This window comes from Streptosporangium sp. NPDC049644, assembly GCF_040675205.1.
GTDB classification, from domain to species: Bacteria; Actinomycetota; Actinomycetes; order Streptosporangiales; family Streptosporangiaceae; genus Streptosporangium; species Streptosporangium fukuiense.
The window spans coordinates 13,070-31,465 of sequence record NZ_JBFAOJ010000102.1 but is presented as its reverse complement, the minus strand read 5'-3'; the positions used below and the strand labels follow the sequence as shown (position 1 = coordinate 31,465).

15 protein-coding genes are annotated in these 18,396 nt (G+C 67.9%); 4 read left to right on the top strand and 11 right to left on the bottom strand.

Annotated features, from left to right (window positions below; translation table 11 throughout):
• Positions 1-477: 477 nt before the first annotated feature.
• From AB0J58_RS36930 to AB0J58_RS36915, 4 genes are all read right to left on the bottom strand, one after another.
• Positions 478-1,650: a hypothetical protein gene (locus AB0J58_RS36930; protein WP_364224605.1), complete on the bottom strand. Its 1,173-nt coding sequence runs from the start codon at positions 1,648-1,650 to the stop codon at positions 478-480.
• A gap of 129 nt (positions 1,651-1,779) precedes the next feature.
• Positions 1,780-3,000, bottom strand: a complete 1,221-nt coding sequence (locus tag AB0J58_RS36925; protein ID WP_364224603.1) for a hypothetical protein — start codon at positions 2,998-3,000, stop codon at positions 1,780-1,782.
• Positions 3,001-3,215: 215 nt separating this feature from the next.
• Positions 3,216-4,775 (bottom strand): hypothetical protein, encoded by a 1,560-nt coding sequence (locus tag AB0J58_RS36920; protein WP_364224601.1) that lies wholly within the window; start codon positions 4,773-4,775, stop codon positions 3,216-3,218.
• Positions 4,776-5,132: 357 nt separating this feature from the next.
• Positions 5,133-6,248 carry a serine protease gene (locus tag AB0J58_RS36915; protein WP_364224599.1) on the bottom strand — a complete coding sequence of 372 codons (1,116 nt, stop codon included), beginning with the start codon at positions 6,246-6,248 and terminating at the stop codon, positions 5,133-5,135.
• A gap of 318 nt (positions 6,249-6,566) precedes the next feature.
• On the opposite strand from AB0J58_RS36915, the gene AB0J58_RS36910 reads away from it, so the two are divergent.
• The 4 genes from AB0J58_RS36910 to AB0J58_RS36895 all read left to right on the top strand — a co-directional run bounded on the left by AB0J58_RS36910 (position 6,567) and on the right by AB0J58_RS36895 (position 11,099).
• Positions 6,567-8,027 (top strand): acetyl-CoA synthetase, encoded by a 1,461-nt coding sequence (locus AB0J58_RS36910; protein WP_364224597.1) that lies wholly within the window; start codon positions 6,567-6,569, stop codon positions 8,025-8,027.
• 104 nt (positions 8,028-8,131) lie between these two features.
• Entirely contained in the window at positions 8,132-9,019 is an 888-nt protein-coding gene (locus tag AB0J58_RS36905) for a hypothetical protein (RefSeq protein ID WP_364224595.1), read from the top strand.
• 9 nt (positions 9,020-9,028) lie between these two features.
• A complete protein-coding gene (locus AB0J58_RS36900) occupies positions 9,029-9,991 on the top strand; it encodes a zinc-binding dehydrogenase (RefSeq protein WP_364156225.1) in 963 nt (320 codons plus the stop codon).
• A 118-nt stretch (positions 9,992-10,109) separates the two neighbouring features.
• A complete protein-coding gene (locus AB0J58_RS36895; RefSeq protein WP_364224593.1) occupies positions 10,110-11,099 on the top strand; it encodes an oxygenase MpaB family protein in 990 nt (329 codons plus the stop codon).
• Positions 11,100-11,183: 84 nt separating this feature from the next.
• Here AB0J58_RS36895 and AB0J58_RS36890 read toward each other — a convergent pair whose 3' ends face one another.
• The 7 genes from AB0J58_RS36890 to AB0J58_RS36860 form a co-directional block, all read right to left on the bottom strand.
• A complete protein-coding gene (locus AB0J58_RS36890; RefSeq protein WP_364224591.1) occupies positions 11,184-11,894 on the bottom strand; it encodes a PadR family transcriptional regulator in 711 nt (236 codons plus the stop codon).
• Positions 11,891-12,688, bottom strand: a complete 798-nt coding sequence (locus AB0J58_RS36885) for a DUF4097 family beta strand repeat-containing protein (protein ID WP_364224589.1) — start codon at positions 12,686-12,688, stop codon at positions 11,891-11,893. The genes AB0J58_RS36890 and AB0J58_RS36885 overlap by 4 nt, the downstream gene beginning before the upstream one ends.
• Positions 12,689-12,757: 69 nt before the next feature.
• Positions 12,758-12,934: a DUF6104 family protein gene (locus AB0J58_RS36880; RefSeq protein WP_343973263.1), complete on the bottom strand. Its 177-nt coding sequence runs from the start codon at positions 12,932-12,934 to the stop codon at positions 12,758-12,760.
• Positions 12,935-13,047: 113 nt separating this feature from the next.
• Entirely contained in the window at positions 13,048-16,761 is a 3,714-nt protein-coding gene (locus tag AB0J58_RS36875) for a multifunctional oxoglutarate decarboxylase/oxoglutarate dehydrogenase thiamine pyrophosphate-binding subunit/dihydrolipoyllysine-residue succinyltransferase subunit (protein ID WP_364224587.1), read from the bottom strand.
• Positions 16,762-16,955: 194 nt separating this feature from the next.
• Entirely contained in the window at positions 16,956-17,621 is a 666-nt protein-coding gene (locus AB0J58_RS36870; RefSeq protein WP_364224585.1) for a phenylalanine--tRNA ligase beta subunit-related protein, read from the bottom strand.
• 121 nt (positions 17,622-17,742) lie between these two features.
• Positions 17,743-18,021 (bottom strand): helix-turn-helix transcriptional regulator, encoded by a 279-nt coding sequence (locus tag AB0J58_RS36865; RefSeq protein WP_364224583.1) that lies wholly within the window; start codon positions 18,019-18,021, stop codon positions 17,743-17,745.
• 7 nt (positions 18,022-18,028) lie between these two features.
• Positions 18,029-18,394 (bottom strand): type II toxin-antitoxin system RelE/ParE family toxin, encoded by a 366-nt coding sequence (locus AB0J58_RS36860; protein ID WP_364224581.1) that lies wholly within the window; start codon positions 18,392-18,394, stop codon positions 18,029-18,031.
• Positions 18,395-18,396: the final 2 nt, after the last annotated feature.

The following is an 18,396-nucleotide window of genomic DNA, read 5'->3' as shown; positions in this document are numbered from 1 at the left end:
TTGGTCTGATGTGGAACGCTTCTTGCGTCCCATGCGTCAGTAAAGGGAATGCCAGAAACATACAGCGCCGATCTTGAACACCGGAAGCCGCTTTGAGAGGGAAGAGGCGGGCCTGGAGCGCTGAGATCGTTTCGTGATGTTTAAGTGGCTCTGATGTCAATGCTGTGACCAAAGCTTGCTCAAGGTGTTTGCGCAGCTAGACATGATGTTGGGATGAAAGTGGCGAATGTGGCGTGAGTGCCCGCTTACCATGAGTTACCATGTCTATGTGACATAGATCACATCAAGTTGATGGCACCGATTCCGCTGCGGGCACGTCTAACGCCTCCCTGAAAGTCCGATTCGGCTTTCGCGTCATCTCGCGGCCCGGCTTCCGGCCCCCCGGGCCGGGCCCTTCCCACTCCGGAAACGGGTGCGGGACCCGGCGCGTGGCGCCGGGTCCCGCTGGGTGGGTCAGGAACTTCGAAGGTGCGCGAGCTACCTGTAGAGCTCCCCGTTCGGGCCGACGATCCTGCCGGACCACACGTTGGCGGCCTTGCGGTAGATGTCGGCGGTCTCGCCGTCGAAGTACGGCGAGGTGATCAGGTCGTAGCGGTCGTTCTGGTCCTGGTCGCCGAAGAGGCTGGTGACACCGTTGACGTAGCCCAGGCGCCTGGCGCTGCTGTACTGCGTCAGCCACGGGCCACCGTCGGCACCGGGGGTGAAGGCGCCCTTGAGGCCGACGTGCTCCTCGACCTTCTCCGCCGCGGAGACGTACTCCTTGCCCGAGGTCTTGCCGTACAGGTACTTGGGGGTCACGCCGCTGTAGGGCCGGTCGCCGTCGGGGTGCGGGGCGGCGGGGTAGCCGAAGACGTAGACGGGCTTGCCGGTCTTCTGGTTCCAGGTGAAGCCCTGGCCGCCGACGTTGTCACCCAGGCGGCCGACGTCCTTGGAGAGCAGGATGTAGTAGTGCGAGCCGCGCGACCACTTGGGACCGCTGAACCCCTGGTACTCCTTCTTGGTGACCTGCTTGACACCGTTGAAGGCGACCCCGTTGTAGACGGTGACGAAGGCGTAGTCGTAGTCGTAGTCCTCGTAGTTGGCGAAGTCGTAGTGCGTCCACGCCGACTTGCCGACGTAGATGCCCCACGGGGTCTTGCCCTGGTAGTAGCCGGGGACGAAGACCCACTTGTCGAGGGTGTCGCTGTTGCTGCCGGGGTCGTAGACGCAGTGGCCGGCGGTGGCGACCAGGTTGCGGTACTTGCCCTGGATCGAGGTGGCCGAGCACCACCGGTACTGCCCGTTGACGACGAAGAACACCTTGCCGATGGTCTTGGGCAGGTTGACGTTCTTGGCGAGCGACGGGGTGGGCTTCTCCGAACCGGTCGGGCCGACGCTGCCGGGCCTGCCGTCGGGGGAGAAACCGCCGCCGACCTTCATCTTCGGGGCACCGGGGTCCGCGTTGTAGACGGTCGCCTTCTTGAGGGCGGCGAAGTTCGAGGCGGCCCAGAAGTTGATGACCGAGACCGCCGAGGAGTTGTTCCTGGCCATCGGGTCGGTCGCCCAGTCGGGGGCGGCCTGGGCGGTGCCCGCCAAGGGGCCGGCCAGGGTGGTGGCCAGCAGGGCGGTGGCGGCTGCGGCGCCACCGAGGGAGAGACGAGAGTGCTTCAAAAGACGAGCTCCTTGCGCTGCAACGTTCCCGGACATTCGGGAACTGCGGGACGACAAGCTACGAACCTATGCAGGGATCGCCGGGCCAAACGTCGACTAAGGCTCTCTTAAGGCTCTCTTAAGGCGGCTTTATGTTCGGGGTGCCTGCTGGGTGGCCGCCCAGTGATAGGCGACGTAGGTCGACGCGATGAAGTACGGGGAGGAGATCCGGTCGTACCTGCGGTCGGTGTCGGTGTCCCAGGCGAAGCTGTTGACGCCGTTGAGGTAACCGAGCGCGGTCCTGTTGTCGTAGGAGATCAGCCAGGGTCCGCCGCTCGCGCCGTTGGTGAACCCGCAGGCCAGGGCGATGCCCTGCTCGACCAGGCGAGCGGGGGCCTGCACCTTGATGGTGCGCCCGTCGCACGACTTGAGTCGCTGGCCGTCGTAGGGCCGGCTCCCGTCGGGGTGCGGGGCGGCGGGGTAGCCGAAGGCGAGGGTGAACAGGCCGGTGCCCCGGTTGGTCGCCAGGCCCTGCCCGCCGACATTGTCCTCCAGGCTTCCGACCCCCTCCATCTCGTAGCGGCCGGAGGTCTTGCCCGCCTTCCACCTGAAGCCGTCGTGCACGGTGACGAACGCGTAGTCGTAGTCGTAGTCACCCTTGCCGACGAAGTCCTCGTGCAGGTTGAGCGAGTGACCGACGTAGATCCCGTACGGGGTGTCGCCCTTGTCGTAGCCGGGGATGAAGATCCAGTACTCGGCCTGGCTGCCCGTCTTGGCGTCGTAGGCGCAGTGTCCGGCCGTCGCGACCAGGTTGCGGTTGGCCGCCGCCACCGAGGAGGCGGAGCACCAGTAGTCCTTGTTGCCGATCCGGAAGAACACCTTGCCGACGGTCAGCGGGGAGCCCCCCGAGCCCGGAGCACGTTTCTTCGGGAGGGTGGGCCTGACGAGCGGCGCGGCCCCCCCGGGCTTGGCGGCGATCCTCCCGCCACTGGTCGCGGTGGTGGTCTCCCCGGTCGAGGACGTCGCACCGCCGGTCCCCCCTGCTGCTGCCGCTGTGGCGCTTCCGGTGGTGGCGCTTCCGGTGCTGGGGGACGGCGAGGTGGTGGTACCGGACTTCCCCCCGGGGGCCGACGGCACCCCGGGTGTCGCGGGCACGTTGTCCACGGCCTGCTTGAGCCTGGCCGGGCTCCAGTACTCCGCGATCCGCCGCATGTCGGCGACGCTCTTGGTCAGCGGGATCGAGGTGATGCCGCTGGGTACCGTGTTCAGCGGACCCGCCACGGCGCTCCCGGCGAACGCCGACGTCATGGTCACACAGGCGGCGACCAGCGCCCCGAGTGTGGCCGTGAGCCGCCGTACGCGGGAGGACATGATGGGGATTCCTTTCGGAGGGCCGGAGTTCCAGGGGTTACCAGGGGCGCAAAGGGTGATTTTTCCAGATCAACTTGGTTTTGGGCAGTTCGCTGGACCGATCCGCTGATGCTCCGTTATCTGGCCAGTGTGCCCGAGGGTGTATAAGCACCCCGTGAAGGTACGGAAAGGGCCCGGTGCGTACCGGGCCCTTCCTGGTTCACACAGCCTGCGTCCTAGGCCGGGAGCTTCCCGGTCCAGAGGTTGGCCGCGTGCTTGTAGATGCTGTACGTCTCACCGTTGAAGTACGGGGTGGTGACGCGGTCGTAGCGGTTGTTCTTGTCGCTGTCGACGGTCAGGCTCACCACGCCGTTGAGGTAGCCGGTCCGCTTGCTGTTCTTGTACTGCAGCAGGAAGGGGCCGCCGCTGGCGCCGGGGGTGAAGGCGCACTTGATCGCCTGGTGCTCCTCGGCCTTGTAGGCCGCGACCACGGGCGCGGCGACGGTCGTGCCGTAGCACCACTTCTGGGTGTGACCGGAGTACGGCTTGTCGCCGTCCAGGTGGGCCGAGGTCGGGTAGCCGAACGTGAAGACCTTCTTGCCCAGCTTCTGGTTCCAGGCGAAGCCCTGGCCGCCGACGTTGTCACCGAGGCGACCGGCGTCGGCCACCGTCGAGATGTAGTGACGGAAGATCACATACTTCACCGACGCGGTCTTCTTGATGTACTTCACCACGTAGTAGTGAGTGATGGTGTAGTTGCCCTTGCCGTCGATCTTCCGGTAGCCGGGACCCTTGTAGGCGTCGTACTCGCTCTTGGTGACGTTCTCGACACGGCTCTCGAGCTTGGAGCCGGCCTTGGGCCAGTCGCCCTGCGGCAGTTCCTTGCCCTTGAGCGTGACCTTGTCGTTCTTCAGGCCGTAGACCTCGCCGGTGACCTTCTCCCAGGCCCACTTGTCCGTCTCCGACGCGACGGCGAGGGCGCCCTTGTACTGGGGACCGACCTCGTCCTCGGAGGAGATGTTCTCGACCTTGCCGATGCCGCCCTTCTGGGTCCACTTGTCGTAGGTCTCGAAGTCGACGGTCTTGGCGTCCTCGCGGCCCACCCCGCCCTTGTCGACGTGCGCCTTGAAGGTCTTGTAGTCGACCTCCTTCTCCGGCTGCTGCTTGATGCCGTTGTAGACGTTGACGAAGGCGTAGTCGTAGTCGTAGTCCTCGTAGACCGTGAAGTCGTCGTGGCTGTTGACCTTGGCACCGACGTAGATGCCCCAGGGCGCCTTGCCCTGGTAGTAGCCGGGGATGAACACGAAGTTGTCGAACGGCTTGTTCGTGTCGGTGTCGTAGACGCAGTGGCCGGCGGTGGCGACCAGGTTGCGGTACTTCGACTGCACGGAGCTGCCGGAGCACCAGCGCTCCTGCCCCTTGTTGTCGACGAAGAAGACCTTGCCGACGGTGATCGGGAGGTTCACGTTCCGCGACTTGCCGGCGGACTTGCCGCCCTCACCGGTGGGGGCGACGACGCCGGGCTTGCCGTCGGCGGCCGCCCTGGCGGCACCGGTCTTCTTCAGCTTCGCCGAGACGGTGGAGTCGGAGAGGTAGGTCTTCGCCGACTTCAGCTTCGAGGCGGTCCAGTAGCCCGCGATGGCCTTCGCGTTACCGGAGGGGGTGAGCGCCGCCGACTTGATGTCGGGGTCGGCGGTGCTCGCCTGTGCGGTGGCGGGGAGGGAGGCGCCGATCATCGCGGCTGCCGCGAGGGCGCCGCCGAGGGGAAGGATCAGACGCTTGGCTCGGGGGTTCAATGAAGCTCCTTCTTTGTCATGGACCACTCGGGACGTGATCCACGCATGCGTAAAGAGACAAGAGGTGACCGTACTCGGCAAAGATGGGTTAAAAAGCTACAAAACGGGCAGAGGCTTGGACCGATATGATTTCGTTATCAAATCCATGGAACCGGAAACAGGCTCCGCCCGTCTGATCTTCCTTTGCTTGATCGAGAGGTCTCGCGCCGCTCATTTGAGGGTGTGAACTGCGAAAACGCTGAGACCGGCTGTTCTCCTGAGGATGGGCGCCCCTCGTCCCCGGAACGTTCCGGGGACGAGGGGCTGTGATCGCCGGTGCGGCTCGCGGGTGAACGGCGACGCTGCGCGTTGCGCGGGTCAGTCGGTCCAGCGGTTGGCCGCGGCCTTGTAGACCTTGTAGGTGTCGCTGTTGAAGTACGGCGAGGAGATCTTGTCGTACCGGTCGTTCTTGTCGGTGTCCCAGGCGACGCTGTTCACGCCGATCAGGTAGCCGGTCCGGCTGGAGCTCTTGTACTTGTAGAGCCACGGGCCGCCGCTAGCGCCCGCGGTGAAGGCGCACTTGAAGCCGATGTGCTCCTGGACGTTGTACTTCGGCGCGGCCGGCATGGCGCCGGTCTTGCCGTAGCACCACTTCATCGTGCGGCCGGAGAAGGGCTTGTCGCCGTCGGGGTGCAGTCCGGCCGGGTAGCCGAAGGCGAAGACCGTGTTCTTGATCTTCTGGTTCCAGGCGAAGCCCTGGCCGCCGACGTTGTCGCCGAGCCGTCCGACCTTCTTGATGATCGGCTGCCACTTGCCGTTCTTGTCCTTCTCCCAGTTCACCTTGAACCCGGAGTGGACGTTGACGAAGGCGTAGTCGTAGTCGTAGTCCTCCTTCACCACGAAGTCGTCGTGCGCGTTGAACCACTTGGCCGCGTAGATGCCGTAGGGGTTCTTGCCGTCCCACGCCTGGTCGCCGTCCCAGTAGGACGGAATGAAGATCCAGTTGTCGTAGAACTGGTTGGTCTTCACGTCGTAGACGCAGTGCGCGGAGGTGGCGACCACGTTGCGGTACTTGCCCTGGACGGAGCTGCCGGAGCAGTACTTCCAGCTCTTCGGGTCCGCCGGATTGGCGCCGGGCAGGGTGAAGAAGACGCGGCCGACGGTGTTGGGCAGGTTGACGTGCTTGCTCTTGGCGGACTTGGCGCCCTCCTCGCCGATCGGCGGGACCGCTCCGCCGGGGCCGTCGGGGCCCGCGGCGCCGGAGGCCTTGCCGCCCTTGATGCTCAGGTCGAGGTCGCCGGTGGCGTCCGTGGCCTTGCGCATGCGTTCGGGTGACCAGAAGGAGGTGGCCTCCGTGGCCGTCTCCGAGGCCGGGGAACTGACCACGTCGCTGGGGGCTTGAGCGGCGTTGGCACCTGTGGTGGCGCCGATCACTCCGGCGATCATGAGAACGCCGGTGAGGGGGATCGTGAGGCGCCGTGCTCGGGAATTCATGGAGCTCCTTTCACACTCGGCGTGGAGACGGGACCTCTCCTCGCCGGGAAAACGATCGGAACGTTACTGACTGAATCGAGCGGTCGGCGAGGAATTGACGGGAAAAAGCATCGAATGGTTCCAGGCGATGCAATCCCGTTATTTAAATAGCGATTTGTTATGGTTTAACAAATGGGCATCCTTGCAGGTGGTAGCGGGTTTCGCGGGCCTCTGTGGGCACCTGTGGCACCATCGGTAACAGCGATTACCGAAGGTTTCTCAAGTAACTCCGGCACCCCCGGCCTATTAAACCGAATTATGTTCTGGTTGGATGTCGGCATGAGTGGAGATCCCCGTACCCCATGCCTCGTCGGCGTCGCCCAGCACACGGTCCGCGTCCAGCCGGGGCCCGAGCCGTTGGATCTGTGGGAACTCGTCGCCCGCGAGGCCGCCGCCGACGCCGGAGCCCCAGGTCTGCTGAACGCCCTCGACTCGATCCAGGTCGTCTACACCGAGTCCTGGCAGTACGACGACCCGACGGCCAGGCTCGCCGAACGGCTCGGCGCCGCTCCCCGCCACCGGGCCTACTCCAAGGTGAGCGGCACGGCACCGCAACTGCTCCTCGGAGAGGCGGCCTCGATGATCGCCAGAGGCGAGATGGACGCCGCCCTGGTCGCCGGGGCCGAGGCGCTGGCCACGCGCAGGGCCCTGCGCAGGGCGGGGGAGCGCGTGGCGTGGAGCCATCCGGCGAATCCCAAGCCGCCCTACGGCTGGGAGCGGCCCCCGCACCCAGCCGAGCTGGCCCACGAGCTGTTCCTGCCCGTACACACCTACGCGATCATGGAAACGGCCCGGCGGGCGGCGGCGGGCGAGTCCATCGAGGAGGAGCGGGTGGCGCGAGGGCTGATGATGGCCCCGATGACCGAGATCGCCGCGGCCAACCCGCACGCCTGGTACCGGGAGGTCGCGAAGCCCTCGGAACTGGTCACCCCGGCCGCGGACAACCGGTTCGTCGGCTGGCCCTACACCAGGCGCACCGTCGCGGTCATGGAGGTGGACCAGGCCGCCGCCGCGATCCTGGTCGGCGACGGGCTCGCCGACCGGCTCGGCATCCCCCGAGACAAACGCGTCTACCTGCGGGGATGGTCCTACGTCGAGGACACCTGGGAGGTGGCGGCCCGTCCCGTGCTCGGCTCCTCGCCGGCCATGGCCGCCGCGGCGCGGGCGGCCTTCGAGCGGGCGGGGACCGGCCTCGACGAGATGTCCGCGCTGGACCTCTACAGCTGTTTCGCGATCGCGCTCCGCGCCGCCTGCGCCGCCGTGGAACTCGACCCGCTCGACCCGCGAGGGCTGACCGTCACCGGTGGCCTGCCGTACGCGGGAGGTCCGGCCAGTGACTACGTCCTGCACTCCACGGCGGCGATGGCCGAGCGCCTGCGGGCCGCGCCGGGCCACGGGCTGGTCACCGGGGTCGGCATGCACCTGACCAAGCACACCTACGCGGTCTGGTCCACCGAGCCCGGAGGCGTCCTGGGTGACGCCGCGCCGGTGTACGTCGCGGAACCGGTGCCGATCGCTGACTCCTACGAGGGTTCCGCGACCGTCGCCGGATACACGGTCGCACACGGCAGGGACGGAGCGGCCGAACGAGGCGTCCTGATCGCCGACCTTCCCGGCGGCGGCCGGGCACACGCCCATGTCCGCCACCCCGACCTGATCGCCGAGGCCGAGTCGCGGGAACTGGTCGGCACCGAGGTGCGCCTGGTCCCCGAAGGGCCGGTGAACGTCGCGACCTGGTGACCCTCTCCCGACGGGCATCGACTCCGATTCGTGATGGCATCAAGACCGTCGAAACCCGAAGATGGAGCGAGAACCGTACCTTCTCGTAAGAGGCGGCCCAGGACGTGGCCGGTGAACCGTACGACATCATCGAGGCCAGGTCCCCGAGAGGACCACGGCGCTGGATCGGCGTCGCGGTGCTGGCCGCGCTCGCGCTGGTGCCGGTGGTGAGCCTGCTGGCAGGCCGGGAGCCGGACTCCGTTCCGCAACCTCCGCCGTCGGTGCCCGCCAGGGCGGAGGCCGTCGCGGAGGACGCACCCAACGTGCTCTACCCCCGGCCCCGGCACAGAGGCGGCAGGGAGATCCTCAACGTGGTCTTCCCCGACGGCTCGGCGGCGGAGGTCGGCTACCCGGCGGAACTGGACCTGGCCGGGCTGGGGGTCCGGCCCGCGATGACGGGCAGGCTCGACGGAGAGGCCGGCACGTACCGGCAGCTGACCGTGCCGCAGGGAGGGCCGGCCGGGGTGGCGATGGGCAGGCCGATGATCCGGAAGCTGGCCGGGCGGGTCACACTCTGGCACCCGATGAGTCCCGTCGAGGGGGAGGTGCTGCTGTTCGCGTTCGACCCCTGGTTCGTGGCGCTGCGCGACCTCAAGGACGGCATGCCCTTCGAGCAGCGCATGCTCTGGGCGCGCAACCTGCGCGGCAGGGTGACCAGGGACGGCTACCTGGTGCTCGACGCCCGGGCTCCGGTGCGGCTGGCCCGGCCGGGGGAGACCTTCCGCGGCGAGCAGGTGGGGCCGCAGCTGTGGTTCGGCGGGGCCAGGGAGACGCTGCTCGTGCTGGCGCCGGTGCCCGGCTGTGACGTCGCGGCGATCGAACTCTCCGTGATCGAGCAGCGGCGTCGCTTCTCCGCCGAGACCTGCCAGGACGGGGTGTACGTGGCGGCCTCGGGAGAGCGAGGGCACGTAGAGAGGGCGGTCGCTGAAATAGTCGTCAGGCGGACAGCGTAGGGTGCGGCCATGTTCGCTGTAACCGCCACGCAGATCGATCCCGACAATCCGCTCGCCGGTCTCACCCTTGGTGAGCGCCCGGAACCCCAGGTCCCCGAGGGGTGGACCACCGTCACGGTGAGAGCGGTCTCGCTCAACCACCACGACCTTTTCACCCTGAAGGGCGTGGGCATCCGCGCGGAGCAGCTCCCGATGGTGCTCGGCACCGACGCGGCGGGGTACGACGAGGACGGCAACGAGGTCATCGTGCACTCGGTGATCGGCAGCGGTGCCGACGAGACGCTCGACCCGAAGCGTTCCCTGCTGTCTGAGAAGTACGACGGCACCTTCGCCGAGCGGGTCGTCGTGCCCAGGCGCAACCTCGTGCCCAAGCCCGCCGCGCTCAGCTTCGAGGAGGCCGCCTGCCTGCCGACGGCCTGGTTGACCGCCTACCGCATGCTGTTCGACAAGGCCGGGCTGGAGCCGGGCTCGACGGTGCTGGTCCAGGGCGCGGGCGGTGGCGTGGCCACCGCGCTGATCCTGCTGGGCCGGGCCGGGGGATACCGGATCTGGGCGACCAGCCGCTCTGAGAAGAAGCGGGCGCGGGCCCTGGAGCTGGGCGCCGACCAGGTGTTCGAGGACGGTGCCCGGCTGCCCGAGCGGGTCGACGCGGTGATGGAGACCGTCGGCCAGGCGACCTGGGCGCACTCGCTGAAGGCGCTGCGCCCCGGCGGGCGGATCGTGATCTCAGGCGCGACCAGCGGGGTGGTCCCGCCTGCCGAGCTGAACCGCATCTTCTTCCTCCAGCTCTCGGTGATCGGCTCCACCATGGGCAGCCGCGACCAACTGGGCAGGCTCGCCCGCTTCATGGAGCAGACGGGCACCCGCCCGCTGATCGACCGGGTCCTCCCGTTGACCGAGGCCCGCGAGGGCATCGCGGCCATGCACGAGGGTGAGCTCTTCGGGAAGGTCGTCTTCACGCTGCCGGGGTGAACGCGGTCCGCAGCCGGGCACCGATGTGTTCCCGGTCACGTACGTAAGTAATGGGTTACTTCTTGGCCTCTCGGGTGATAGAACACGGATGAGCGATGTATCACCCGGGAGGCCCGGAATGACCGACTCAATCGCGCGCCGCGACCCCGACGCACCGCGCGCCCCCCTCGCCGCGCCCGCCGGCTCCTCCGCACCCGGTGGTCCCGTCCCGACTCTCCCCGAGGCGGGGGACGACGGGTTCGCGCGCGGCGAACCCGAACCGTTCGGCCCCGGCGACCTGCTCTGGGACGGGATGGGCGATCAGCGACTGATGTTCCTGCTCGGCGGCGGTCTCATCATGCAGGTCATGCACCCGGCGATCGGTGCCGCGGTCGGCCAGCAGTCGGTCTACCGGTCCGACCCGTGGGGACGGCTCACCCGCTCGCTCAACTCGCTGCAGACCTGGGTGTACGGAGGACCACAGGCCATCGAGGAAGGTAAGCGCCTGCGTGAGATGCACAAGGACATCAGCGGTGTCGACGCGCAGGGCAGGAGTTACCACGCGCTGAGCGCGGGACCGTACGCCTGGGTGCACCTGACCGCCTTCGAGCGCGCCGTCACCATGGCGAAGTACTTCGGCGAGCGGCAGTACACCCCGCAGGAGGAGCAGCGCCTGTACGAGGAGGTCATCCGCCTGGGCCGGATCCTGCGGGTCCCCGAGCGGATGTTCCCCGCCACGGTCGACGACTACTGGACCTACTTCCACGACATGGTCGACAACACGCTGGAGAACCATCCGACGGCGCACGACGTGCTGGAGACCACGCTCACGGTGGGGGCACCGCCGCCGCTCCGGGGGCCGCTGCGGGCACTGTGGCGTCCGCTCGGTCTGACCTCGGGCCGGCTCAACCACTTCGTCACGGTCGGCACGCTGCCGGACGCGGTTCGCCGGAAGCTGGAACTGCCGTGGACCGCCAGGGACGAGATGCGGCTGCGCCGTCTCGGCAGGGCGGTCGCCGCGACGATGCCACGCCTGCCCGAGCGAGCCAGATACCTGCCGATCGCCTATCACGCCAGGCGGGCGGCACGCGCACAGGAGCGGCTCGCCCGCGCCATGCGCGTCGCCTGAGGAAAGGCCGCCTGTCCCGCGCCGCCGGTCCGTGCGCGTCGCGTGGCGGGGGCGCGGACCGGCCGTCGGCGGGAAGACGGATGGTTACCGGAGCGCTTCGCGGATGCGGCGGGCCGCGTCGTACAGGGCGTCCTGCGCGGTGGCCAGGGTCTCCTCGGTGACCTGCGCGTTCGACGCGTCCCGGTGGACCTCCTCGGCGAACTCGGCCAGCATCTGCCCGAGCCGGGCGTCGACGGCGTGTGACCCCTCGCCGGCGAAGCCGGCGGCCCAGATCCGCTTCCAGTCGTCCTTCCACTCGCCGGTCTGGCGTTGCCACTCGTGCTTCTGGCGCTGCCACTCCGTCTTCTGCTCGTGCCAGGCCCTGCGCTGGTCCTGCCTGGCCTGCTTCTCCTCGTGCCTGGCGCCCTGGCGCACGTCACGCGCCATCTGGGTGAGCTCCTCGCGCAGCGACTTCACGGTGTCGCGCACGTCCTCCTTGACCTCGCGGGCGATGTCGCGGACCGAGTCGGAGATCTCCTGTTCCAGCTCGGCGAGCTCGTCGAGACGGTCGTCGAGCTCGGCGCGGCCCCGGTCGCTGATCGTGAAGACCTTCTTGCCGTTCACGACCTCGTGGGTGACCAGCCCCTCCTCCTCCAGGCGGGCCAGGCGCGGGTAGATCGTGCCGGGCGAGGGGGAGTAGACACCGAGGAAGCGATCCTGGAGCAGCCGGATCACCTCGTAACCGTGGCGGGGGCTCTCCTGGAGCAGCTTCAGGAGATAGAGCCGGAGCCTTCCATGACCGAAAACCGGGCTCATGCTTGGGCTCCCTTCAGCAGGGTGACATCGGCGGAGACGGTGTGCGCCGTCAGGGAGGCCATGCCGCCGCCGATCCGGCCGGTCAGCGACCTCGTGCCGGTCTGGATGGAGTGGTGGAGTTCGGAGAAGGCGGTGTCGAGCCTGCCCGAGGTGGAGCGGATCTTGACATCGGCGTCCACGGCGTGCGGGAGCCTGAGCACGATGTCGCCGGTGACGCTGTTCAGCGTCACGTGACCGGTCGGCGGGAGCTCCAGGTCAGCGGTGATCCGGCCGGAGACGGTGGTGACGCTGAGACGCCGGGGGGTGCCCCGCGCCACGGTCAGCTCGCCGGAGACGCTCTTGAACGACAGGTCCCCGACCAGGTCGCGGCTCTCCACGTCACCGGAGACGGTGTCGGCGTTGATCTCCCCGCTCACCCCGTCGAGCACGATGTCACCCGAGACGCCCCTGACCGAGGTGCGGTCCTCGAATCCGGAGACGACCGCGGAGGCGGAGACCACCCCCACGTTGATCGGGCAGTCCTTGGGCGCGGTCAGCGTCAGCGTCGCCCGGCGTCGCCCCGGGCGCAGCCAGCCCAGCAGGCCGTCCCAGGTCAGGTCCTTGTAGGTGACGGTGAGCGTGCCGTCGTCGTCGTGGGTGACGAGCAGCGGTGTGGTGTCCACCTCGGTGACCTCAAGCATGGCGGGGCCGTCGCCGGCCAGCACCGCCAGCCTGCCCGCCACGATGCGTACGTTCAGCTTTTTCACGGAGTCGAAGGTGAGCTGTTCTGGTTTCTCGATCGTCCACTGCCGCATGTTCGTGACCTCCTTGTGCATGACACGATATGTCGCGTCAGCCGGGAGGTCAAGATATATCGCGTTATTTCAGTCGTCCTCGTCTTCCAGCCGGGCCAGCCAGGTGGCCAGCCGTTCCACCGGAGTCTCGAAGTCGGGGTTCAGGTCGACGAACTCGCGCAGCCGCTCCGCCAGCCACCCGATGGTGACCTCCTCCTGGCCACGACGCTCGACGAGCTCCTCGATGCCCCGATCGGTGAAGTACATCGTTCTCCTCGTGGTGACACTTGCCATAACGGGGAAGTCCCCCGCAGAGGTTCCTGCGGGGGACTTCCGTGGTGACGCCTGCACTGCGGGCCGCCGGTCGGCGGTCCTTCCTGTTAGACGAAGACCTCGCCCAGCATCTGCTGCAGCTCGGCCTCGTGGGCCGAGTGCGAGCCGGTCGCCGGGGAGGAGTTGGCCTTGCGGGAGACCCGCTTGATCGTACGGCCGCCGAAGACGCCCGGATTCTCGGCCATCTTGAGCGCCAGGAACGGCCACGGACCCATGTTGAGCGGCTCGTCCTGCGCCCACACCAGCTCGACGTCGGCGGAGTAACGGCTCAGCTCGACCTCCAGCGGGTTGCCGGGGAAAGGGTAGAGCCGCTCGAGACGGACGATCGCCACGTCGTTGCGGCCCTGCTTGTCGCGAGCCGCCGCCAGGTCGTAGTAGAGCTTGCCGGAGACCAGCACGACCTTGCGGACGCCGGCCGGGGCGACGGTGGTGTCGCCGAGCACCGGCTGGAACGACCCCGAGGTGAATTCGCTGACCGACGAGATCGCCGCCTTGTGCCGCAGCAGCGACTTGGGCGTGAACACCACCAGCGGGCGGTGCCGGTTCGACAGCGTCTGCCAGCGCAACAGGTGGAAGTAGTTGGCCGGCACCGTGGGCTGCGCGACGGTCATGTTGTCCTGGGCGCACATCTGCAGGAAGCGCTCGATGCGAGCCGAGGAGTGGTCGGGACCCTGTCCCTCGTAGCCGTGCGGCAGCAGCAGGGTGACGCCGGAACGCTGGCCCCACTTCTGCTCGCCCGAGGTGAGGTACTCGTCGATGATCGACTGGGCGCCGTTCACGAAGTCGCCGAACTGCGCCTCCCAGGCGACCAGCGCCTCGGGCCGTTCCACGCTGTAGCCGTACTCGAAGCCGAGCGCGGCGTACTCGCTCAGCAGGGAGTCGTAGACGTAGAACTTCGTGGTGCCCTGGTTGAACGCCTTGAGCGGGGTGTGCTCCTCGCCGGTGACCCGGTCGACCAGCACGGCGTGCCGCTGGGTGAACGTACCGCGCCGGGAGTCCTGGCCGACGAGGCGGACCGGGTGGCCGTCGATCAGCAGCGATCCGAACGCCAGGGTCTCGCCCATGCCCCAGTCGATACGCTCCTCGGTGACCATCTGCCCGCGACGCTGCAGCACCGGCAGCAGGCGCGGGTGGACGGTGAAGCCCTCGGGCATGTTGAGCTGGGTCTCCACGATCCGCTTGACGGTCTCCTCGGAGATGGCCGTCTTGACGTCCTCGTGGGACCAGGGGATGGTCTCCATGTCGATCGGGCGGGAGAACTCGGCCGTCGGCTCGTTGGCCGCCGCCCGGGTCTCGGCGAAGGCGTTCTCCAGCTTGGCCTGGTAGTCGCGGAGCGCGCCCTCGGCCTCCTCGACCGTGATGTCGCCCCGGCCGATCAGCGCCTCGGTGTAGAGCTTGCGGGTGGAGCGCTTGGCGTCGATCAGGTCGTACATCAGCGGCTGGGTGAAGCCCGGGTTGTCCATCTCGTTGTGGCCGCGACGCCGGTAGCAGATCAGGTCGATCACGACGTCCTTGCGGAACGCCTGGCGGTACTCGAAGGCCAGGCGGCCGACCCGGACCACGGCCTCGGGGTCGTCGCCGTTGACATGGAAGATCGGGGCCTGGATCATCCGGGCCACGTCGGTGGCGTACACGCTGGAACGCGAGCTGGCCGGGCTGGTGGTGAAGCCGACCTGGTTGTTGACCACGATGTGCACGGTGCCGCCGGTGCGGTACCCGCGCAGCTGCGACAGGTTGAGGGTCTCGGCCACCACGCCCTGGCCCGCGAAGGCCGCGTCGCCGTGGACGAGCACGGGCAGGACCGTGAAGCCCTCCTCGCCGCGCTCCAGGAGGTCCTGCTTGGCGCGGACCACGCCCTCCAGAACCGGGTCGACCGTCTCCAGGTGGGAGGGGTTGGCCACGACCGAGGTCCTGAGCTTGGAACCGTCGGGCGAGACGAAGTCGCCGCTGGCACCCAGGTGGTACTTGACGTCACCGGAGCCGTGGGCGCTGCGCGGGTCGATGTTGCCCTCGAACTCGCCGAAGATCTGCCCGTACGACTTGCCGACGATGTTGGCCAGCACGTTGAGTCGACCTCGGTGGGCCATGCCGACCACGGCCTCGTCGAGCCGCTCCTCGGCCGCGGCGCTCAGCACCGAGTCGAGCAGCGGGATCAGCGACTCGCCGCCCTCCAGCGAGAAGCGCTTCTGCCCCACGAACTTCGTCTGCAGGAACGTCTCGAACGCCTCGGCGGTGTTCAGCCGCTCCAGGACACGCAGCTGCTCGGTGCGGTCGGGCTTGGCGTGCGGCCGCTCGACGCGCGCCTGGATCCAGGCCCGCTCCTCGGGGTTCTGCATGTGCATGTACTCCACGCCGATGGTTCGGCAGTAGGAGTCACGCAGCACGCCGAGAATGTCGCGCAGCTTCATCAGGGGCCGGCCGCCGAAGCCGCCGGTGGCGAACTCGCGCTCCAGGTCCCAGAGGGTCAGACCGTGCGACTTGATGTCCAGGTCGGGGTGCTTGCGCTGCTTGTACTCCAGCGGGTCGGTGTCCGCCATCAGGTGGCCGCGGACCCGGAAGGCGTGGATCAGCTCTATGACACGCGCGGACTTCGCCACGTCGTCGTCGTGCGTGGTGGAGATGTCCTGGACCCAGCGGATCGGCTCGTACGGGATCCGGAGGGCCTCGAAGATCTCGTCGTAGAAGCCGCTCTCGCCCAGCAGCAGCCGGTGGACCTGCCGCAGGAAGTCGCCGGACTGGGCGCCCTGGATGATCCGGTGATCGTAGGTGCTGGTGAGCGTCATGACCTTGCTCACCGCGAGGCGGGAGAGCGTGTCCGGGGAGGCGCCCTGGTACTCCGCGGGGTACTCCATCGCGCCGACGCCGATGATCGTGCCCTGACCCGGCATCAGGCGCGGCACCGAGTGCACGGTGCCGATGGTGCCCGGGTTGGTCAGCGAGATCGTGGTGCCGGCGAAGTCGTCGACCCCCAGCTTGCCCGCCCTGGCCTTGCGCACCACGTCCTCGTAGGCGACCCAGAACTGGCGGAAGTCCATCTGCTCGGTCGCCTTGATCGACGGGACCAGGAGCTGACGGGTGCCGTCGCTCTTGGCGACGTCGATGGCCAGGCCCAGGTTGACGTGCTCGGGCTTGACCAGCGCCGGCTTGCCGTCGACCTCGGCGTAGGAGTGGTTCATCTCCGGCAGGACCTTGAGGGCCTTGATCACCGCGTAGCCGATGAGATGGGTGAACGACACCTTGCCGCCGCGACCGCGCGACAGGTGGTTGTTGATCACGATCCGGTTGTCGATCAGCAGCTTCGCCGGGACCGCGCGCACGCTGGTCGCCGTCGGAACCACAAGGCTGGCCTCCATGTTGGCGGCAGTCCTCGCGGCCGCGCCGCGTAGTCGAACTTCCTCGGCACCGGCGGGCAACTGCGTCTCCTGCTTGGATCGGTCCGCCGGGGCGGCCTTGGCCGCCGCCGGCGCTGGGGTCGTCGTCACGGGGGCCGCGGCGGCCGGAGCCGCGCTGGCCGGGGCTGGGGCTGGGGTGGCCGGGGTCGAGGAAGCGGTGGGTGTCGGAGGAGTGGACGCGGCGGTCGCCGCACCCGGGGGAGCGACTCTGCCGGCCCCTGCATCAGGGCTGTAGTCGGCAAAGAAGCTCCACCAGGCCCGGTCGACCGACTCGGGGTCCTGGAGGTATTTCTGGTACAGCTCGTCGACCAGCCACTCGTTCTGGCCAAAGGCTGCCAGCGGGTTTGTCCGCGACGACTCAGACGACACGGCGGAAATCGCCCTCTTCCGCAGATCGGCGTTGATGATAGAGAACCTGTCCAAGGCTACTCGCCTCGGCCCGGACCTGCGCCACTCTGGCCGCAGCTTCCTTGTCGATCCTCTCAGACCCGTTTAAAACGGTCACCTCCTGGGTAGCCGTTGCGCCCGCTGAGTCGCTGGTCAGCTGGATTCGGGGAGCTTTGTCAGTCAAATCCGACCAGTCGGGATTCTGTCTGTATCTCCGGGGTAACATCTTCGAGCAGGCCGACCAGTTCGTCTCCGGCGGTCCGCAACTCCTCGATGGACAGGGGTGCGAGTCGCTCCAGCAGGAACAGCGCGTCCGTCGTCTCCTCGGTGATCCGGGTGCGGACGCACTGCCGCCAGTTCCACCGGCGGCAGGTGACTCCCCTGTCGTCCCGCCAGACGACCTCGCCGATCTCCGGGTGGTCGATCGCCGGCTCGCCTCTCTCGACGACCTCGAACGGCTCGTCACCGGCCGCGCGCACCAGCCTCGCCGTCCCCTCGTAGCGGGTCAGGTCCTCTCCGCCGATCGGCAGGCCGTACCTGATGCTGATCGCGTTGTAGGCGTCGACCACCCGGTTGATCTCCGGCGGTGGCATCCGCCTGACCAGGGCGTCCACCGAGGGCCGGGTCCGCTGGGGCTTGGCGCCGAATGCCCGGTACGTTTCCCGCCACGCCTCGACCCTCGCGTCGTCGGCCGCCACCGCCTTCTCGGCGGCCTCCGCCAGCCAGGCCCTCGACCTGTCGTCCGTCGGCCCGTTGTGCAGCCCGTACACCCCTATCACCAGCACCGCGAAGTCCGGCCTGAGCGCGCTGACGGCGGGGTCCACCCAGATGTCCTCGATCACGCTCCCAGCTTAGGCCGCTCACGGTCCTTCATCGCGAAGGGGCAAGACCATTATTGGGATTTCGGAAACCATGCGTGCCTGGACCTCGAATCGATGGCTCCGCAGACCCGTCGTGGCCGCGTCAGGCGGCCGCGTGAGGTCTGAACGTGACGCTCAATTCGGCGTCCAGCGCCTTCGCTAGACGGCGGAGCAGCGTCAACGTGGGGGTGACCCCTCCGGTTTCCAGGCGGGACACCTGCGGCTGCGTCATGCCGGCACGCTCGGCCAGCTCCGCCTGCGAGAGACCGAGTTCCATTCGGCGGTTGTAGACCTGTTGTCCCAGGAGCAAAGCCTCGCGGGCTTCCTGGTAGGCGTCGGCACGGCGCTCGGCGCCGGTCCGCTTCCACGTGCTGTGAGCCATACCCCACTCAGTCCTTCCAGACGCGGTCGTAGACCTCTGAAGCGACCACATGAAGATTCTCACATTCGACCTGTGCTCGACGAGCGCGTTCAACCTGACCGGTCTCCCTGCGGCGTGTCTTGGTGAAGACGGTGAGAAGGACGATTCGCCGTCGCGGAGCGAGCCAGTAAGTGATCCTGACCTGCCGGCGCGTGAGTGAGAGGCGTAGCTCACGCACTTTGCCGCCAAGGTGCTTGGAGTACGGCTCGTCCAGCGTCTCAGCCTGTTCTGAGAGGAGGTCGGCCAAGGCCTCGACCTTGACATAGTCGCGCTCGGAGAGTGACTCAAGCCAAGACCGGATCTCGGGCTCGATCTCGATGACATATAGCCTCACGG